The organism is Pseudomonas sp. F1_0610 (assembly GCF_047470865.1).
GTDB lineage: Bacteria > Pseudomonadota > Gammaproteobacteria > Pseudomonadales > Pseudomonadaceae > JAZDRH01.
The window spans coordinates 59,725-77,016 of record NZ_JAZDRH010000009.1; the positions used below are offsets into that span (position 1 = coordinate 59,725).

The window sequence follows — 17,292 nt, forward strand, 5'->3', positions numbered from 1 at the left end:
ACAAGCTGTGGTTTGATGCTAACAGTGCAAATTTGCAAAGAACAATACGAGTGACTGCAGATTCGCTGTGCATTTTTGCAGATTCTACTTTGGCATAAGGGGACTTTGATGGATTGGGACCACCTAAGATTTTTCTTAGAACTCGCGCGGGCAGGGCGTTTAGTCATAGCCGCAAGACGTTTGGCGGTGGATCACACCACAGTATCGCGACGCATACAGGCATTAGAGAAAAGTCTAGGTCGCGCTTTATTCTTGCGTGAACCTGATGGCTACAAATTAACCGAGGCAGGACGCGAATTATTACCACAAGCCGAAGCAATGGAAAGTGCTTACGTGGCAATTGCCAGTGCAATGCCTAATCGTGAAGAAAAGCTGTCGGGGCAAGTGCGCATTGGTGCTACCGAAGGTTACGGCACTTTGTTACTAGCGCCCCAATTAGCGCAACTAGGGATGCGCTACCCACATTTAAAAATTGATTTGCTAGCTTTGCCGCGGGCAGTTCAGTTGTCTCGTAATGAAGCGGATATTGTTGTCACACTGGAACGACCAGAGCGCGGACCGTTCATAATTACACGTTTAACTAACTATGTATTGCGTTTATATGCAACGCCTGAATACTTAGCGCAACATCGGCCAATTACGAAAAAAGAAGATTTACTGGAGCATCATTTTGTAAGTTATGTAGATGACTTGCTGTTTTCCAAAGAATTGTTTTTTCTAGATGGTTTGGCAAAAAATACCTTGGTTAATTGGCGTTCAACCAGTGTTTTAGCACAGCAAGAAGCGGTTGCAGCTGGGGCAGGTATTGCTATTTTGCCTGCTTTTGCGGCACAAAAGGATCCACGCTTAGTGCAAGTGCTGGCAGGTGAGGTGGAATTTACTCGCACCTTTTGGATGCTGATGCCAACAGAATTAAAAGATATTGCGCGTATGCGCAGTACCTGGAAGTTTTTACGTGAGCAAGCCGAAAAATTACAAGATCAGCTACTTGGTAAAGCCAATTAGGAGAACCTATGGCATGGGATGTAAGGGGCAGCGTACCTTTTGAGTTTGTGCGCCAAGCGTTACAAGAGCCTATAAGGCGACAAATCAACGTAGTGCCTATTCTACAACGCGCCAAGTTACCAGAAAATATTATTCATGGCGCTGATGGTCAGGTGAGTATTCGCCAGTTTGCGGTATTTTGGCGTATTCTCGCGCGGGCGTTAGATGATGAGTTTTGTTGGATGGATGCTCGTACAATGAAACCAGGAAGCTTTGCGTTTATGGCACAGATTGCCATGCAACAACATACGGTGGAGCAAGGCATTGAGCAGGCACTTAAATTTTTATCATTAATTTTTGCCAACAAAACAACCTATTTAATTCAGCAACATAGCGTTGCAGAGATTGTGTTAAATGAAAGCCAAGAGGAGCCATTTCGTCCCTTTTGTTATTTTACTTTTTGGATGTATGTGCATGGCTTAACCTGTTGGTTAGCGAGTCGGCGTGTGCCTATTTTGGCAGTGGAATTACGCTGTGAAAAACCAGAAAACGCAGATGACTATCGCTTAATGTTTTCTGAAAATTTAAGCTTTAGTAAAGCACAAACACGCATTATTTTTGCCGCTGACTGCTTACAGCAGCCCATTCGCCGTAGCGCTGATGAATTAAAGCGATTTATTAATAACGCCCCCCGCAACATCATGGTTAAGTACCGTGACCCTCTTAGTCTTACCAGTAAAACACGGCACTTATTAAACCAGCAAACGCCTAGTTTATGGCCAGATGCGGACCAAGTAGCCGAGCATTTTCATATTTCAGTGGCCACACTGCGTCGACGTTTAGCCGAAGAAGGGCAAAGCTTTCAGCAAATTAAAGACAAACTACGTGCTAACCAAGCAATGCGTGCCTTAGCTGATACTCAAAAAAGCTTTGTCGATATCGCTAATGAGCTGGGGTTTGCCGATGTGAGTGCTTTTTATAAAGCTTTTCGTAAATGGACAGGAACTCAGCCCGGGCACTATAGACAATTGCTGTTAGGTTAATTCTAGCTGCAACTTTAGTCGGCTTCGGTTGTAGTCGACATTTTTAAAAGTGCTTTGATGAGGCACGTATTTAAGGGGTTTCTTCGAATATTGTCCAAATCGCTCAATGAATTTGATGTTTTTAGCTATTGAGCGTGAAAACACAGATAGCGACTATCGAGTCTCAAGTTTCTTGCACCGCCATCACAAAAATAACATCGCAGGGAGGTCGTCATGACCCAATTTGAGCAAGACTATTACACTGCTTATCAGAAATTTGACTTAGCAGAAACGATTCAGCGCACTATCAGCGGTAACTATGATGCCATGAATGCCTGTTACGAATGTTGTGACAGGCACGCTATACCTGGGCGTATCGGGCTATTTGCTGAAACTAAGAATAATGAGTCTTTCCGTTACACCTTTACTCAACTTAAAGAAGAATCTGCACGCTTTGCTAATTTTCTAAAATCACAAGGCATTCGCAAAGGTGATGTGGTGGCAGGTTTGTTGCCGCGTACGCATGAACTATTAATTGTTATTTTAGGTGCGTGGCGTATTGGCGCTGTTTATCAGCCATTGTTTACTGCATTTGGGCCTAAGGCGATTGAGCATAGGCTGAGTATTTCTAAAGCCAAATTGGTAGTGACGGATCGTGATAATCGCTCAAAGCTAGCGCAGATAGAGAATTGTCCAGCTGTTATGACGGTTGCAGAAGATAAAGGCTTAGGTATTTTCCAAGGTGATTTTAGCTTCTGGGAAGAAATGCACCATCAAGAGGACGAGTGTGAAATTGTCATGCTCTATGGCGAAGAACCTTTTTTATTAATGTTTACTTCAGGCACAACAGGCTTGCCAAAACCTATTGAAGTACCTGTAAAAGCAGTTGCTGCATTCCATCGCTATATGGAAGATGCTGTTGGTTTGCATCCAACTGACTCTTTCTGGAACGTGGCAGATCCAGGTTGGGCGTATGGTTTGTATTTTGGGATTACAGGCCCGCTATCAATGGGCGTGCCTATTTTGTTCCTTGATGGCTTGTTCAATATTGATCGCAGTATTGATGTTATCAAAAAATACAAGGTTACTAACTTAGCAGGCGCACCTACGGTTTATCGTATGGTGATTGCAGGCGGTAAAAATATTGCAGATCGTCTACGTGGCCAGTTACGTGTGGTAAGTAGTGCTGGCGAACCATTAAATCCAGAAGTGATTCGTTGGTTTGATGAGAATCTTGGTGTAGTGATTAACGACCATTATGGTCAAACTGAAATGGGCATGGTGTTATGTAACCACCATGGTCTAGCGCACCCTGTACATTTAGGCGCAGCAGGTTATTCATCACCTGGGCATCGTATTGTGGTAGTGGATGAAGAAACGCTCAAAGAATTACCAGCAGGGCAGCCTGGCATGTTGGCTGTAGATCGTGATCACTCACCTATGTTCTGGTTCAATGGTTATAAAGATACCGAAACCAAAGCCTTTAAAGGTAAGTATTACTTTACGGGCGACACGGCAGAGCTTAATGAAGATGGCAGTATCAGCTTTGTGGGACGTTCAGATGATGTGATTACCACTTCAGGTTATCGTGTCGGTCCGTTTGATGTAGAAAGCGCTTTGATTGAGCATCCATCGGTTATTGAGGCGGCTGTAGTCGGGAAGCCTGACCCCGAGCGAACCGAAATCATCAAGGCTTTTGTGATTTTACATAATGACTTTAATCCTAGCCCTGAGTTAGCAGAAGTGTTGCGTAAGCATGTACGCAATCGTCTAGCTGCCCATGCGTATCCACGTGAAATTGAGTTTGTTAAAGAATTACCCAAAACGCCAAGCGGCAAAGTGCAGCGTTTTATGTTGCGCTTACAAGAGATCAACAAGCTTAACGAAGAAAAGAAAGAACAAGCGGTACATGCTTAATTAAAGGAAAACCAAATGCAGATTGCACAAAACGTATTTTTAGTAACGGGGGCCGCGTCTGGATTAGGCGCAGCTACCGCGCAACGGCTAATTGAGCATGGTGCGAAAGTGGCACTGCTCGATATGAATCAACAAGCAGTAGAAGAACAAGCTAAGCAGCTCGGTCAACACGCCTTAGCGCTTTGTGCAGATATCTGTGATGAAGAGCAAGCCAAAGCCGCCATTGCAAAAGCAGTGGCGCACTTTGGTAAGCTTAATGGCTTAGTAAACTGTGCTGGTATTGTAGGTGCCTCTCGCATTTTGGGGCGTAATGGAGCGCATGACTTATCGCTTTTTACTAAAGTGCTACAAGTAAATGTGGTTGGCACCTTTAATATGTTGCGCTTAGCAGCTGAGCAAATGGCACAGCAAACCGCTAATGCCGATGGTGAGCGCGGTATTGTTATTAATACCGCGTCAGTCGCCGCTTATGATGGCCAGCTTGGCCAAGCTGCATATGCTTCCTCGAAAGGCGCTGTAGTTAGCCTTACTTTGCCTGCGGCGCGCGAGTTAGCACGCAGTGGCATTCGTGTTATGACCATTGCCCCAGGGGTATTTGAAACGCCAATGATGGCTGGTATGACAGATGAAGTACGTGCTTCATTATGTGCCGATGTGCCTTTTCCTCCGCGGTTAGGCCGCCCAAGCGAATATGCCGAATTAGCCTGCCATATAATTGAAAATACCATGCTAAACGGTGAGGTTATTCGTTTAGACGGTGCTTTACGTATGGCGGTAAAGTAGGAGTGATTATGCAAAAAGATCCTATAGTAATTGTCTCTGCTGTACGTACTCCTATGGGCGGTTTTCAAGGGGAGCTTAGCAGTCTAACTTCGCCAGAGTTAGGCGCAGCTGCCATTAAAGCTGCGGTTGAGCGCGCTCAGTTAAAAGGGCAAGATATTGACCAAGTACTCTTTGGTTGTGTGCTCTCTGCTGGTTTGGGACAGGCTCCAGCTCGCCAAGCAGCATTAGGGGCGGGGCTACCAGCGTCGGTACCTTGTACTACACTCAATAAAATGTGTGGTTCAGGTATGCAAACTGTAATGAGTGCGCACGATATGATTTTGGCTGACAGTGCCAAAATAGTAGTAGCTGGCGGCATGGAAAGTATGTCCAATGCACCTTATTTACTAGATAAAGCTCGCGCTGGCTATCGTATGGGGCATGGCAAAGTGACTGATCATATGTTCCTTGATGGCTTAGAAGATGCCTATGATAAAGGTCGGCTTATGGGCACTTTTGCAGAAGATTGTGCTAGTGAGTTTTCGTTTACCCGTGAACAGCAAGATGACTTTGCTAAGCAATCGCTTACTCGAGCAAATCAAGCGATTACATCCAAAGCCTTTGCAGCTGAAATCGTGCCTGTTAGCGTAACAAGTCGTAAGGGTAGTATTGAAATCAGTACAGATGAGCAGCCACCTAAAGCCAATTTAGAGAAAATTCCAACACTAAAACCAGCTTTTCGTAAAGATGGAACAGTAACAGCCGCCAACTCTAGTTCTATTTCGGATGGGGCGGCGGCTTTGCTGCTGATGCGTGAAAGTGAAGCACAAAAACGTGGGTTAAAACCCTTAGCTCGTATTCATGGCCATGCTTCTTTTGCGAATGCTCCGCACTTGTTTCCTACAGCGCCTATTGGTGCAATTAATAATCTAATGCATAAATTGCATTGGTCGTTGGATAAGGTAGATCTCTTTGAGATTAACGAAGCTTTCGCAGTAGTAACTATGGCGACGGCTCAGCAGCTTGGTTTATCAACTGATAAAGTAAACGTTAATGGTGGTGCTTGCGCACTAGGGCATCCTATTGGTGCGTCAGGAGCGCGTATTTTAGTCACCCTGATTCACGCCTTGCGTAAGCGTCAGCAGAAAATTGGTGTTGCAGCTATCTGTATTGGTGGCGGTGAAGCAACAGCGATTGCACTTGAGTGCATGGATTAATTGAAGGCGTTTAGCACGCCTATCTTTGTAGATTAAGGGTAATCTTATGAGCCAAGAATTAGAGAAGTACAATCCACAACAACTAACACATGTAACGGATAAGTTAGTGCTAGCCAAACATGGGCATACAGCCTTGCTAACACTAAACAACCCAGCGGCCAATACGTGGGATGCTGAAATGCTGATGGGCATTAAGCAAATTGTAGAGCATCTCAATCAAGATGATGATATTTACGCGCTGGTAGTAACAGGACAAGGCGAAAAGTTCTTTAGTGCTGGCGCTGACCTTAAATTATTTGCAGGTGGCGATAAAGCAAAAGCACGTGAAATGGCGCGTCGCTTTGGCGAGGCGTTTGAATCGTTGGCAAATTATCGCGGTGTTAGTATTGCGGCCATTAACGGTTATGCCATGGGTGGCGGTTTAGAATGTGCATTAGCTTGCGATATTCGTATTGCCGAGGAACAAGCACAAATGGCCTTGCCAGAAGCTACTGTGGGCTTATTGCCTTGCGCTGGTGGTACGCAAAAATTACCTTGGTTGGTGGGCGAAGGTTGGGCAAAACGCATGATGCTATGCGGCGAGCGCATAACTGCTAAAACGGCTGAAAAAATTGGTTTAGTGGAAGAAGTCGTAAGTAAAGGCGAAGCCTTACGCACTGCTTTAGTACTCGCTGAGAAAGTTGCCAACCAAAGCCCAGTAGCGGTACGCAAAATCAAGCCATTGATTCAAGGTGCACGCACTCAAGCACCAGATCATTGGCTACCTTCTGAGCGCGAATTATTTGTCGATCTATTTGACGCTGAAGATACCACTGAAGGTGTTAATGCGTTTTTAGAAAAACGTAAAGCGAATTGGAAGAATCGTTAATATTTTTTATGTATTTTAAAACCGCATGTGTTGGAAAACCATGCGGTTTTTATTTCTCCACTAAAATAGTCCTTGATAAAATCTGCTTAGATACTTGCTTTTCCATATAGAACGCCTCACTTTGCACTATTTAATAGTTCTTAACTGTTGGCTATATAGATCATTAATGTAACGGCTTAATTGTATAAAATATTTTTAAGAGTAAGTATTTTGCTCCGAATTACACTCTAATTTTTGTGGTATTTGATTTAATTTGAGTAATAAGCTAGAAGCAAGTAGTGATGATTTTTAGAAATTACATGGAGGATATTTATGAACAAAACACAATACTTAGCTAACCCAGAGGTTGCTAAATTTGTAGATTGGCTAGCTGAAAATCATGACAAACTAGAAATATCACTTTGCATTAAAAGCTCTAAATTTGTTCCTTCGGGCTTAACCAAGGTTTTAGTAGGTTTAGAACAACTACTTGAAAACTATAAATGGGTATCAAGCTGGGCGCTTAATGGAGAGCAAGTTAAATCTAGCGATTGGCTAACTACACAAGCTAGCCTAGAACAATTAGGTAATAAACTTAAAGTAGCAATTGACACAAAAAAGGATTACTCGTTGATTATCTATTAAGCGTGCAAAAATGTATTGCATTAGAAACAACGGATTTAACCAAGCTTGTTACTGTAGAAATGATGAACTCAATGTTAACTAAAGTGTATTCATTGCAAGCAAAGGACGGATTGCCTATATATGATTCTAGGGTAGCTGCCGCTATAGCGTGTTTAGTTGAGTTATACAGACAACAAAAACAATTGAGCTGGAAGTGTGTTCCAAGTGAGTTAGTTTTTCCTGTGCTTGATCAAAGATCAATACGTACCGTAAAAGGATTAACTGAAAACCTGATAGTTGGATCTCATACTAGAATGGATAGAAAGAATACGCAGCAGTGGGTATCTGCTTCTATTAAATTAGGTTGGATTATGCAGGCTGTTTTAGATAAAGCATCTAATTTATTTGCTGATCAAAAATCTAGATTACATGCGTTTGAGGCAAGTCTATTTATGATGGGATATGATGTTGGTAGTTTAAAAAGTAATTTGCCTAAACACAAATAACCCTCAAAGCCAACAGTATGAATTGACCCCGAAAAGTTGCGCATACTTTTCGGAGTCTGTTAGATCTGGTGTATTATTTCCAGAACGGTAAAGACGTAATACCTGTCAAGATGGCTGCGTTGAGTAAGTCAACGAAGAATGCTCCAACTAACGGCACAATCAAGAAGGCTTTATGTGATGGACCAAAGCGCTGAGTAACCGCCTGCATGTTAGCCACTGCAGTTGGTGTAGCGCCCATACCGAAACCACAATGGCCAGCTGCAAGAACAGCCGCGTCATAGTTAGCGCCCATTACGCGGAAGGTAATATGGTAGGCAAACAGAATCATAACCAGCGTCTGCACGCTTAAGATAATAATTAAAGGAACGCCCAAGCCTTGAATATCCCATAGTTTTAGGCCAACTAATGCCATGGCTAAAAACAGTGATAAGCAAACGTTACCGAAAACATCCACGCAGCGGTCAAAAATAGTCACGCTAAAGATGCTCGACAATACGTTACGTACTACTACACCTGACGCCAATGCCCAAACGAAGGTTGGAATAACGAAGGTTGATTTCGGGTAGTAGGTAGCCTTAACGTAAGCCATCATGCTGTCAAGACCATTTGCCATGGCTAAGCAAAGCGCAAATAAGGCTAAGGTTTCAATGGCCGCGTCTGCTGTAATTAAACGAGTGCGATGAGGGCGCTCGAAAATAACAGAAGGCGAGTTGTCGTCTAGATTATTGGCAAGCGGATCAGGCGTTTGTACTTTTTTGATTAAACGGCGAGCAACAGGGCCACCAATTAATCCACCTGCGACTAAACCAAAGGTGGCGCAAGCAATACCAATGGCTTTAGCGCCCTCAATACCAAAATTGGTTTGTAAGGTATCGCCCCATCCTAAAGCTGTACCATGTCCACCCACTAAGGTAATAGAACCAGCGATAATACCTACTAATGGTTGGTCTGGGGTTAATACAGAAGAAAGCGTTAAGCCTACAAAGTTTTGCAGAACAATAAATCCTGCTACCAGTATGGTAAATATGACTAATGGTTTGCCACCTGATTTTAGGCGTGAAAAATCAGCACTTAAACCAATAGACGCAAAGAACATCAGCATGAATGCTGTTTGCATATCAGTATCAATGTTGATTACAACTTCATTGAACTGGTGAAAAATTAAGATAAAGGTAGCTGCTACTAAGCCACCAGCAACAGGTTCAGGAATGTTGAAGGTAGCTAAAACGCGGATTTTCTTTACTAAAAAACGACCGAATAGCAAGACAATAGTAGCAAGGATAAGTGTGTAGTAACCGTTTAGTGTGATGGCATTTTCTGCCACAGCTTGAGTTACTTCGGCTGCGGTTGCTACTGTTGAGCTTATAGCTTCTGCGGCTGTGCTTGTAACCTCGGTCACAGTGTTAGCAGTAGACATAATTACACCCATTATTTATGAAAAGTGGCTGATTGTACTTCATTAGCTACCTTTTGGATAAAAAAACATTGTTGATCATATAAAAGACTATGTAGTCATTATATATTTATTATGAATTTTTAGTCTTATTATGAATAGCCAGTGACTGATTTTCTGACAAATCGAAAGCTATTTTATTGGTGCGGGTCACTTTTCTTTCTCTTTATATTTGTACTATGAATCTTGTCGTTATCCGCTAAAAAAGGAATCCTTCTATGACTATTGCTATTCAATCTCCTGCTAAGTACGTGCAGGGTGCTGGCGAACTGACAAATTTGCCTATGCACTGCCAGGTGTTAGCCGCTGAAGGCGCCTATGTTTTAATTGATCCTTTTATTTTTGAGCAGTATGGCGCTTCCTTTCAACATAGCTTTCAAGCACAAGCCTATAAAGCGCATTTTAGCCCATTTCAGGGGGAGTGCAGCCGTGCAGAAGTGGAGCGACAACTGGCACTCGTCAAGCAATCTAACTTAAAAGTCATAGTAGGTATTGGTGGCGGTAAAACCTTAGATACGGCTAAAGCCGTTGCGTTTTATGCAGACTTACCCGTGGTAATTATGCCAACGGCAGCCTCTTCAGACGCTCCATGTAGCGCATTGTCTGTGCTCTATACTGAGGAAGGACAATTCTCAGAGTATTTGTTCTTGAAACAAAATCCCAATTTAGTGTTGGTAGACACAGATATAGTAGCTAAAGCGCCTGTGCGCTTGTTAGTGGCGGGTATTGGTGATGCGCTGGCAACCTACTTTGAAGCGAGGGCAAATTTTAGAAGTAATAAAGCGACTATTGCAGGAGGGCAACAGTCATTGACGGCTATGGCATTAGCCGAGCTCTGTTATCACACTTTGCTTGAAGATGGATTAAAAGCGGTCATAGCCGCAGAACAAGGGCTTTCTTCAAGAGCTTTGATGAATATAGTTGAAGCTAATACCTATCTAAGTGGCATAGGGTTTGAAAGTGGTGGTTTAGCGGCTGCGCATTCGATTCATAATGGCTTAACTGTATTGCCTGAAACCCATGAAATGTTGCATGGCGAAAAAGTAGCCTTTGGCGTGCTTTGTCAGCTAATCTTAGAAAATGCCGATGCCCATGAAATTGATACTGTGATTGGCTATTGTCAGCAAATTGGTTTACCAACTTGTTTAGCTGACTTAGGGGTGGATAGTGATGATATCTTTGAGAAGGCAATGCAAGTTGCTAAAGCTACCTGCGTTGAAGGTGAGACAATCCATAATATGCCTTTTGCTGTTATTGAAGATGAAGTAGCCGCAGCTATTTTAGTGGCTGATGAGCTTGGGCGAGGTTAGTTTTATGCTGAGCGCCTGCTATGTTGGCGCTCACAAACTAAAATATAGTAACAATGCGAGTAAGAAAACCAATAAACGAGCCTAAACTTTGGCTTTCATAGAATAAGTAGGCTAAACCTATCACTAAAAAAAGGATAGAAAGTAAATAATAGTGTTTCATTAGGTATTAGATAAGGTGGTAACTCTGGCAAAGGAACGAAATAGGTAAGCAAGCAGTAAGCCAATAAGAGCGCCCGCTAAATGTCCTTGCCATGAAAGATTGCTGGGCACGTTGTCATTAAAAAAGTGCATGGGCAGTATAAAGTAGGCTAGCCCACCATACAAAGATAAAACCAGTATCGATAGTAGAATGCTAACGGGTTCTCGTCGAAATAAACCACTAAAAAACAAATAAGATAAGAGTAAATAAATAATAGTGCTAGCACCAATATGGCAAGCTGTAATATAAGGCTGAGCTATGCCAATGCCGCCAATGGTCCAGAGTAAGGTGCCAGATAACCACCAGCCAAGCACTAATACATAGCTTGCTAAACGTGAGTGGAACTGAAAGAGCAAAAAACAAGAAAAAAATAGGGGTGTTGTGTTACTAATAAGATGGCTTAAATCGCCATGCTGTAAAGGTGACAACAAAATGCCAGGTAAACCTTGTACTGATAAGGGTAGAACACCTATACACTGCCCGCTTAGGAATAGCTTATGGATGCCATAAAACAACCAAATGCTAATTACTAGTAAACTAGCGATAAAAAGTGCCTTAGCGGTTTGTTTTGAGATAAGCATAGGATTGAAAACGGTCTTTTTAAAATGGACGTTAGGTCAGGATACTCTAGTCAATTCGTACAAACTAATAAATGATAAAAATGCATTGCTAAGCCTAAGAGCAGAATTTTAACGCTAAAAAATATTTTTTTAAATTATTTTAAAATATATTTTTTAAGATTGGTAGTTAGCGGCTAACATGCTTAGGCTATTTATTTCCTAATGAAAGGTAAGGGTGATAAAAATGAACGTAATAATAAGGATTGTTATAATTGGTTTTTTTTCATCATTACTAGGATGCGAGTCTCCTAATCTGGTTTTAGGGAGGATGCTTAATAAATCATCTATTGAACAAAAAAAATCATATGAAATTACATCTTGTCAAAATATCGCCAGTAATCCTGAGTTTTTTGGTGAGCGTAGTTCACTAAAAAATGAATCTCCTGAAGGAGGGTTTTTACACTATAAATTTATATGCGACCCATATAATATATTTATAGACCAAGCGCGTTGGAATGCAGGGTATACAAAAGGAAGGAGTAAATATTGTGAGTACGAAGAAGCTTATCGTATCGGCAAACAGGGTGAACATTATAATATGTCTAATTGTAGCTCAGTATCCGAAACTATTCGCAAAAATTTGAAGATAGCACATAGTTTAGGGGTAGAGTGGTATTCTTTAAATCGAAACTTATCAGATGCGATAAATACCCTTTATGAACTCGATAAGAAAACTTATGATCTAGAGAATATAAATAGTGAATTTGAGCGTGGTGATCGAAAGAATGATTATCTTGCAAGAACTAAAAATAAAGAAGAGTTGAATTATAACTATCAAAACAAAAGTCAACAAAATGCTGATATTGCAAAATATACCACTCAGCTTCAATTAAATGAAGAGAAAAATAAAGAAAAAATAGCAAAGATGCCAAGAAAATAGATTGCTAAAGATCATATAAGAGAATGTGCTTAAATGAGGATTTTTTTTAATAGTTTTAAGTTGGTTATCCTATTTTTTTATTAGCATCACTTAATGGTTGTTTAGGGCTTTTTTATGCTATGAGTGATGCTGAAAAAAGTTTGAATGATTTTCTTGAAGGAGACAGTATTGAGTTGAGTTATGAGTCGGCTATTAGTTTATATCCAAATAGTATTATAGTAATACGAAGCCTTGATCAATCAGTTAACTTAAAATATGTAGGTAGTGTTACATATATACATAATTATAATAAAATATTTAGACAAGAAAGGCGTATTTCAGTTAGAATGCCTGATTATGAAAAGTCGGTATTTATTTCTCCTATAGCGGTTAGGCCGGACGAACAGTTTTTAAATTTTTATTTTGATATGAAATTGAAAATATCAACTCTTGGCTATAAAGATATGGACTCAACTTTCTGTTATAATTATAAGCCAGTTATTATGGATATGGGGAGTTTTAAAAATAGTTCCCCTAAAAGTATGCAGAATAGATGGGAGGTCACTGTAAAAATTAAACACCTACCTGTAGGTACTCCCTTTGTTTGTGGCGTTATGAATAAAAATTAAACTTTATTTTTTAAATGGTTTAAGCATCTTTTAAGAGGGTAGTATTAATATTAGTGCATGTAAGGGGATGGATGGTTTTTTGAATGTTATATAGCTTTTAACTAATTATTATGTCTGCTGGTAATGGCTTGCTGTGATAGAGCAGTTTACGCAAATATAGGTATAAAAAGTTCCTTCAACGCCTGAGCTAAATTCATCAGTGGCTAGTTGAGCTGTAAATTGCATAGTTTGTGTGCATTGGGGGCAGTTTGGGTAATAGCAATCTTGCACCCAGTGAGGAAAACCTCCTACTTGGCTGTAATCCTCAGGTAAAAACTGATCACTACGTTCAATTGCTGGGCGTTGTTCTGCAATAACTAAATCAAAGGCTTCCCAAGCGGATTCAGGATCTGCTGTGTTGCTGTGATGAGTAGTAGCGTTATACGACGACCAATGACCACAGCCTTGAGCATCTAGTTCAAAAAAAGTAACTTCCTGAAAAGGTGTACAGTATTGGCAAACAAGAAACTCCCACTGCGCAGCAGTTACCCAGCCTAATTGACTGGGATTGATTCTCGCTAGTGTTTCTAATGGCATTGTGCAACAAGGACAAGCTTCGAGCGTTTTATCTAAATAGCCTATTGCTGTCTGCTCTACCGTACTACGTACACGTATCGCATAGCAGGGCTCAAAAGTTAAAGGCTGGTAGTTACCTAGTGTATCCAGTTGCCAATGAGCATAGGCTGTATACTGGTTAAGAGGAAGGCTAGGTTGTTTTAGCCAAGCGGGTGGCTGAGTTTGCCATTTTAAAAAAGCCTGATGAGCTTGGGGCGTATTGACCCAGGCTAGGGCGATCAAGCAAAGGTTTTGATACTCATCTGCTTGCTCAACACGCTCAATTAATTTTTCTGTAATAGCGTTGTCTGCATAGCGAAAAAGCTGCTCGAAAGAGTAATCATGGTTGTTTAGCAAGTAAGGCAAAACAGGTAGCAAGTTGAGTTGGGTGAAACTCGATAAATAACGCAAAATATTCTCAGCGAAATGTGGATTTTCAATTAAGTTAGCAATAGCCGTATCTCGTAACTCGTCTAATTCATTTGGGTTCAGTCGAGCTAATAGTTGTTGGCGTGTTTTAGGGCAGGCTGTATAGCTAATTAAAGGGTCATGCTTTCTGGGTGTGAGGCTAAGTTTTAGCCAATTTAAAGCACTATCATGTGGATCATATAAATTGACTTCTTTGCGATTGCGCTCTATCTCTGCTAAATAAGCTTTACGTTGCTCGGCATTAACACAGGGCCGGCATTGTCCACCTGTAGCTGCAGCCGTTTCAGGAAGAATCAAATGATTGCAATTAGGGTTAGAACAAGGAATGCGCACAATCATTGATAGCTCCTTTACACTACTTGGCAGTGGCGGATTTTAAAGGTTAAAAGTATTGAGCGTGCTAAATTAAAAGTAAAGTAGCTAGCTATTGATATGCAAAAGCAGCCTGTTATTTAAGCTCATTTACTTGTACCTTTGCCATAGACAGCCTGCTTAAGCTGAGTGAGTGCTCGATTACAAGCAGCTAAATGCTTTTCATAGCGCTTAAAAAGCGCCTGTAGTTTATTTTAAGTTAAACTTGTATTTTTCCTATACAATAAAATTTTAAAAATCTTAACTCGGTGCTTACACTTAACCCGATGCTTTCAAGGTCATCGCTGCTTTATCAATGGTTGAGCGTTTGTGCATTTTTCATTGCAAAGGTTAAAGCTCACACCAGTTCACTGGGGCCGGCACCACAATCAATATAGATGGCATAGTCTATCCCAGTACTCTTGCGTTCAATAGTTGTTAGATTGGTACAAAATAAAAAACCCGAAAAGTATGTCCACTTTTCGGGTTCAGTTCAAAGCGTGCTTTTTTATTAATTCGGCGTTTAGACGTTAAAGCGAAAGTGCATCACATCACCGTCTTTAACAATATATTCTTTGCCTTCTAGGCGCCACTTACCCGCTTCTTTAGCACCAGCTTCACCGTTGTTGGCAATAAAGTCGTCATAGCTAATAACTTCTGCGCGAATAAAGCCTTTTTCAAAGTCAGTGTGAATGACAGCGGCTGCTTGAGGGGCTGTAGCGCCAATTTTTACCGTCCAAGCGCGCACTTCTTTAACGCCAGCAGTGAAGTAGGTTTGTAGATCTAATAGCTCATAGCCTGCACGAATAACGCGATTTAAGCCAGGTTCTTCTAAGCCAAGTGATTCTAAGAACATATCTTTTTCTTCGCCGTCATCAAGTTCTGCAATTTCGGCTTCGATCTTATTGCAAACAGGAACTACCACCGCGCCTTCTTCTTGAGCGATAGCTTGCACTACAGCTAAGTGTGGGTTGTTCTCAAAACCATCTTCGGCTACGTTGGCAATATACATAACAGGTTTGCTGGTTAGTAAATGAAAGCCGCGAACAATACGTTTTTGCTCTGTATCCATATCTTTAACTAGACTGCGCGCGGGTTTACCAGCTGTAAAATGCGCTTGCAGTTGTTCTAGTATGGCTTTTTGTGCGATGGCTTCTTTGTCACCACCTTTGGCGTTACGTGCCACTTTTTGTAACTGCTTTTCAACGCTATCAAGGTCGGCAAAGATAAGCTCTAAATCAATAATTTCGATATCGCGTTTAGGATCAACACTGTTTGAAACGTGAATGACATTATCGTCTTCAAAGCAACGCACAACATGAGCAATAGCATCTGTTTCACGAATGTTGGCAAGGAATTTATTACCTAGGCCTTCCCCTCGCGAAGCACCTGCCACTAAGCCGGCGATATCGACGAACTCCATGGTAGTAGGCAGTACTCGTTCGGGCTTTACAATCTCTGCTAATGCATTTAGACGTGCATCAGGCATAGGTACAATGCCACTGTTGGGTTCAATAGTGCAGAAAGGGAAGTTTTCTGCTGCAATACCAGATTTGGTTAATGCATTAAACAGGGTGGATTTGCCAACGTTAGGTAAACCTACGATGCCGCAGTTAAATCCCATGCTGAATTCCTCAAGGAAAAATATTAAGCCTTTTGGCTATGCAGTTGCTGCATGGCCTGATTTAAATTACCGTCAAAGATATCAGGCAAAACCTTTAAGGCAAAATCAATACTGGTAGATAGTTGTTCCTGTTCTTCACGTGGTGCGCGACCTAGTACATAGTTGCTGACCATACTGCTATGACCTGGGTGGCCAATGCCAAGGCGCAAACGTAAGAACGTATTTTGGTTAGCAAGAGAAGAGATAATATCTTTCAAGCCGTTATGCCCGCCGTGTCCGCCGCCTTTTTTTAGCTTGGCTACACCAGGTGGCATATCTAACTCATCATGAGCAACAAGAATTTCTTCTGGCGTTATGCGAAAGAAATTAGCGAGCGGCGCAACAGCCTGTCCGCTACGATTCATGTAAGTTGTAGGAATCAGTAAACGGATATCTTGACCTTTATAATTAAACTTGCCAGTCAAACCGTTATATTTTTTTTCAAGAGAAAGTGGTGCGTTATAATGGCGAGCGACTTCCTCAACAAAAAGAGCCCCTGCGTTATGCCGAGTTTGGTCGTATTCAGGTCCAGGGTTACCAAGTCCAACGATCAATTTCACGGCAGTCACGCAGAGGCTCCTTTTCAGTAGTTAAGCAAGAGAAAATTATTTCTCTTCTGCTTCACCTTCAGCGGCTTCTTCGCTTGCATCTTCTTCTTGAGCACGAGGTGCTTCGATGTTAGCGATGACAGGGTTTTGTTCGTGAGCTAAGGCTACGAACTCAACGCCTTTAGGTGCAACTAGATCAGCCAAGTGAACCACTTGACCTAGTTCTACGTTAGTTAGATCTAGGTTGATGGCTTCTGGTAGATCTTTAGGTAAGCAAGAAACTTCAACTTCTGGAGTTACGCGGAATAGTTCACCGCCTGCTTTAACACCTGCACAAGTTTCTTCGTTCAAGTAGTGCACAGGAACGATAGTAGTAAGTTTTTGACCTGCAACGACGCGAATGAAGTCGGCGTGCATTACAAAACCTTTAGACGGATGACGTTGTAGATCTTTGATCAAAACGCTTTCAGTCTTACCATCAATATTTAAAGCTAAGATGCTGCTGTATGCAGCGTCGTTTAATAATAAACGTGCTACTTCGCGTTGTTCTAGGCTAACAGATACTGCTTCTTTGTTAGCGCCATAGATAACAGCAGGAACTAGGTTTGCGTTGCGACGTAGGCGGCGGCTCGCACCTTTCCCTAAATCTGTACGCAGTGTTGCGTTTAGCGTAAATTCGCTCATTTTACTCTCCAAATTAACAACAGCGCTTAGTCACTTGCGACCAGTTGGCTAAGTTGTTGTTTATAGACCCTAGT

At 41.7% G+C, this 17,292-nt stretch carries 17 protein-coding genes; 11 read left to right on the top strand and 6 right to left on the bottom strand.

Features of this window, described 5'->3' with window-relative positions; all coding sequences use genetic code 11:
- Positions 1-108: 108 nt before the first annotated feature.
- The 8 genes from VQ643_RS07035 (at position 109) to VQ643_RS07070 (ending at position 7,879) form a co-directional block, all read left to right on the top strand.
- Positions 109-1,005: a LysR substrate-binding domain-containing protein gene (locus VQ643_RS07035; RefSeq protein WP_414198752.1), complete on the top strand. Its 897-nt coding sequence runs from the start codon at positions 109-111 to the stop codon at positions 1,003-1,005.
- A gap of 8 nt (positions 1,006-1,013) precedes the next feature.
- Entirely contained in the window at positions 1,014-2,027 is a 1,014-nt protein-coding gene (locus VQ643_RS07040; RefSeq protein ID WP_414198754.1) for an AraC family transcriptional regulator, read from the top strand.
- A 213-nt stretch (positions 2,028-2,240) separates the two neighbouring features.
- Positions 2,241-3,923: an AMP-binding protein gene (locus tag VQ643_RS07045; protein ID WP_414198756.1), complete on the top strand. Its 1,683-nt coding sequence runs from the start codon at positions 2,241-2,243 to the stop codon at positions 3,921-3,923.
- A 15-nt stretch (positions 3,924-3,938) separates the two neighbouring features.
- Positions 3,939-4,706, top strand: a complete 768-nt coding sequence (locus tag VQ643_RS07050) for an SDR family NAD(P)-dependent oxidoreductase (RefSeq protein ID WP_414198758.1) — start codon at positions 3,939-3,941, stop codon at positions 4,704-4,706.
- A gap of 8 nt (positions 4,707-4,714) precedes the next feature.
- Positions 4,715-5,902, top strand: coding sequence for an acetyl-CoA C-acyltransferase (locus tag VQ643_RS07055; protein WP_414198760.1), 1,188 nt, complete (start codon positions 4,715-4,717; stop codon positions 5,900-5,902).
- Between the two features lie 46 nt (positions 5,903-5,948).
- Entirely contained in the window at positions 5,949-6,770 is an 822-nt protein-coding gene (locus VQ643_RS07060) for an enoyl-CoA hydratase (RefSeq protein ID WP_414198762.1), read from the top strand.
- Positions 6,771-7,082: 312 nt separating this feature from the next.
- Complete coding sequence (locus VQ643_RS07065; protein WP_414198764.1) at positions 7,083-7,394, top strand: hypothetical protein; 312 nt, start codon at positions 7,083-7,085, stop codon at positions 7,392-7,394.
- A gap of 71 nt (positions 7,395-7,465) precedes the next feature.
- Positions 7,466-7,879, top strand: coding sequence for a hypothetical protein (locus tag VQ643_RS07070; RefSeq protein ID WP_414198766.1), 414 nt, complete (start codon positions 7,466-7,468; stop codon positions 7,877-7,879).
- A 73-nt stretch (positions 7,880-7,952) separates the two neighbouring features.
- Here VQ643_RS07070 and gltS read toward each other — a convergent pair whose 3' ends face one another.
- Positions 7,953-9,296, bottom strand: coding sequence for a sodium/glutamate symporter (gene gltS / locus VQ643_RS07075; RefSeq protein ID WP_414198767.1), 1,344 nt, complete (start codon positions 9,294-9,296; stop codon positions 7,953-7,955).
- Positions 9,297-9,550: 254 nt separating this feature from the next.
- On the opposite strand from gltS, the gene VQ643_RS07080 reads away from it, so the two are divergent.
- Positions 9,551-10,642 carry a glycerol dehydrogenase gene (locus tag VQ643_RS07080; protein WP_414198769.1) on the top strand — a complete coding sequence of 364 codons (1,092 nt, stop codon included), beginning with the start codon at positions 9,551-9,553 and terminating at the stop codon, positions 10,640-10,642.
- A gap of 159 nt (positions 10,643-10,801) precedes the next feature.
- Here the strand turns inward: VQ643_RS07080 and VQ643_RS07085 are convergent, their stop codons facing one another.
- Positions 10,802-11,422, bottom strand: a complete 621-nt coding sequence (locus VQ643_RS07085; RefSeq protein WP_414198770.1) for a rhomboid family intramembrane serine protease — start codon at positions 11,420-11,422, stop codon at positions 10,802-10,804.
- 223 nt (positions 11,423-11,645) lie between these two features.
- On the opposite strand from VQ643_RS07085, the gene VQ643_RS07090 reads away from it, so the two are divergent.
- Positions 11,646-12,341: a DUF2799 domain-containing protein gene (locus tag VQ643_RS07090; protein WP_414198771.1), complete on the top strand. Its 696-nt coding sequence runs from the start codon at positions 11,646-11,648 to the stop codon at positions 12,339-12,341.
- Positions 12,342-12,460: 119 nt separating this feature from the next.
- The gene (locus VQ643_RS07095) at positions 12,461-12,949 is read left to right on the top strand and encodes a hypothetical protein (RefSeq protein WP_414198772.1); all 489 of its coding nucleotides are present in this window, start codon (positions 12,461-12,463) and stop codon (positions 12,947-12,949) included.
- A 108-nt stretch (positions 12,950-13,057) separates the two neighbouring features.
- On the opposite strand, the gene VQ643_RS07100 is transcribed toward VQ643_RS07095, so the two are convergent.
- The 4 genes from VQ643_RS07100 to VQ643_RS07115 all read right to left on the bottom strand — a co-directional run bounded on the left by VQ643_RS07100 (position 13,058) and on the right by VQ643_RS07115 (position 17,218).
- Positions 13,058-14,311, bottom strand: coding sequence for a hypothetical protein (locus VQ643_RS07100; RefSeq protein WP_414198774.1), 1,254 nt, complete (start codon positions 14,309-14,311; stop codon positions 13,058-13,060).
- Positions 14,312-14,846: 535 nt separating this feature from the next.
- Positions 14,847-15,947 (bottom strand): redox-regulated ATPase YchF, encoded by a 1,101-nt coding sequence (gene ychF / locus VQ643_RS07105; RefSeq protein ID WP_414198776.1) that lies wholly within the window; start codon positions 15,945-15,947, stop codon positions 14,847-14,849.
- A 23-nt stretch (positions 15,948-15,970) separates the two neighbouring features.
- Complete coding sequence (gene pth, locus VQ643_RS07110; RefSeq protein ID WP_414198778.1) at positions 15,971-16,555, bottom strand: aminoacyl-tRNA hydrolase; 585 nt, start codon at positions 16,553-16,555, stop codon at positions 15,971-15,973.
- A gap of 36 nt (positions 16,556-16,591) precedes the next feature.
- The gene (locus VQ643_RS07115; protein WP_414198779.1) at positions 16,592-17,218 is read right to left on the bottom strand and encodes a 50S ribosomal protein L25/general stress protein Ctc; all 627 of its coding nucleotides are present in this window, start codon (positions 17,216-17,218) and stop codon (positions 16,592-16,594) included.
- Positions 17,219-17,292: the final 74 nt, after the last annotated feature.

Coding starts and splice junctions, on each gene's coding strand:
- VQ643_RS07050 (WP_414198758.1), top strand. CDS start 3,939: ATGCAGATTGCACAAAACGTATTTTTAGTAACGGGGGCCGCGTCTGGA.
- VQ643_RS07060 (WP_414198762.1), top strand. CDS start 5,949: ATGAGCCAAGAATTAGAGAAGTACAATCCACAACAACTAACACATGTA.
- VQ643_RS07045 (WP_414198756.1), top strand. CDS start 2,241: ATGACCCAATTTGAGCAAGACTATTACACTGCTTATCAGAAATTTGAC.
- VQ643_RS07065 (WP_414198764.1), top strand. CDS start 7,083: ATGAACAAAACACAATACTTAGCTAACCCAGAGGTTGCTAAATTTGTA.
- VQ643_RS07040 (WP_414198754.1), top strand. CDS start 1,014: ATGGCATGGGATGTAAGGGGCAGCGTACCTTTTGAGTTTGTGCGCCAA.
- VQ643_RS07095 (WP_414198772.1), top strand. CDS start 12,461: ATGAGTGATGCTGAAAAAAGTTTGAATGATTTTCTTGAAGGAGACAGT.
- ychF (WP_414198776.1), bottom strand. CDS start 15,947: ATGGGATTTAACTGCGGCATCGTAGGTTTACCTAACGTTGGCAAATCC.
- gltS (WP_414198767.1), bottom strand. CDS start 9,296: ATGTCTACTGCTAACACTGTGACCGAGGTTACAAGCACAGCCGCAGAA.
- VQ643_RS07035 (WP_414198752.1), top strand. CDS start 109: ATGGATTGGGACCACCTAAGATTTTTCTTAGAACTCGCGCGGGCAGGG.
- VQ643_RS07085 (WP_414198770.1), bottom strand. CDS start 11,422: ATGCTTATCTCAAAACAAACCGCTAAGGCACTTTTTATCGCTAGTTTA.
- VQ643_RS07070 (WP_414198766.1), top strand. CDS start 7,466: ATGTTAACTAAAGTGTATTCATTGCAAGCAAAGGACGGATTGCCTATA.
- VQ643_RS07090 (WP_414198771.1), top strand. CDS start 11,646: ATGAACGTAATAATAAGGATTGTTATAATTGGTTTTTTTTCATCATTA.
- VQ643_RS07055 (WP_414198760.1), top strand. CDS start 4,715: ATGCAAAAAGATCCTATAGTAATTGTCTCTGCTGTACGTACTCCTATG.
- VQ643_RS07115 (WP_414198779.1), bottom strand. CDS start 17,218: ATGAGCGAATTTACGCTAAACGCAACACTGCGTACAGATTTAGGGAAA.
- VQ643_RS07080 (WP_414198769.1), top strand. CDS start 9,551: ATGACTATTGCTATTCAATCTCCTGCTAAGTACGTGCAGGGTGCTGGC.
- VQ643_RS07100 (WP_414198774.1), bottom strand. CDS start 14,311: ATGATTGTGCGCATTCCTTGTTCTAACCCTAATTGCAATCATTTGATT.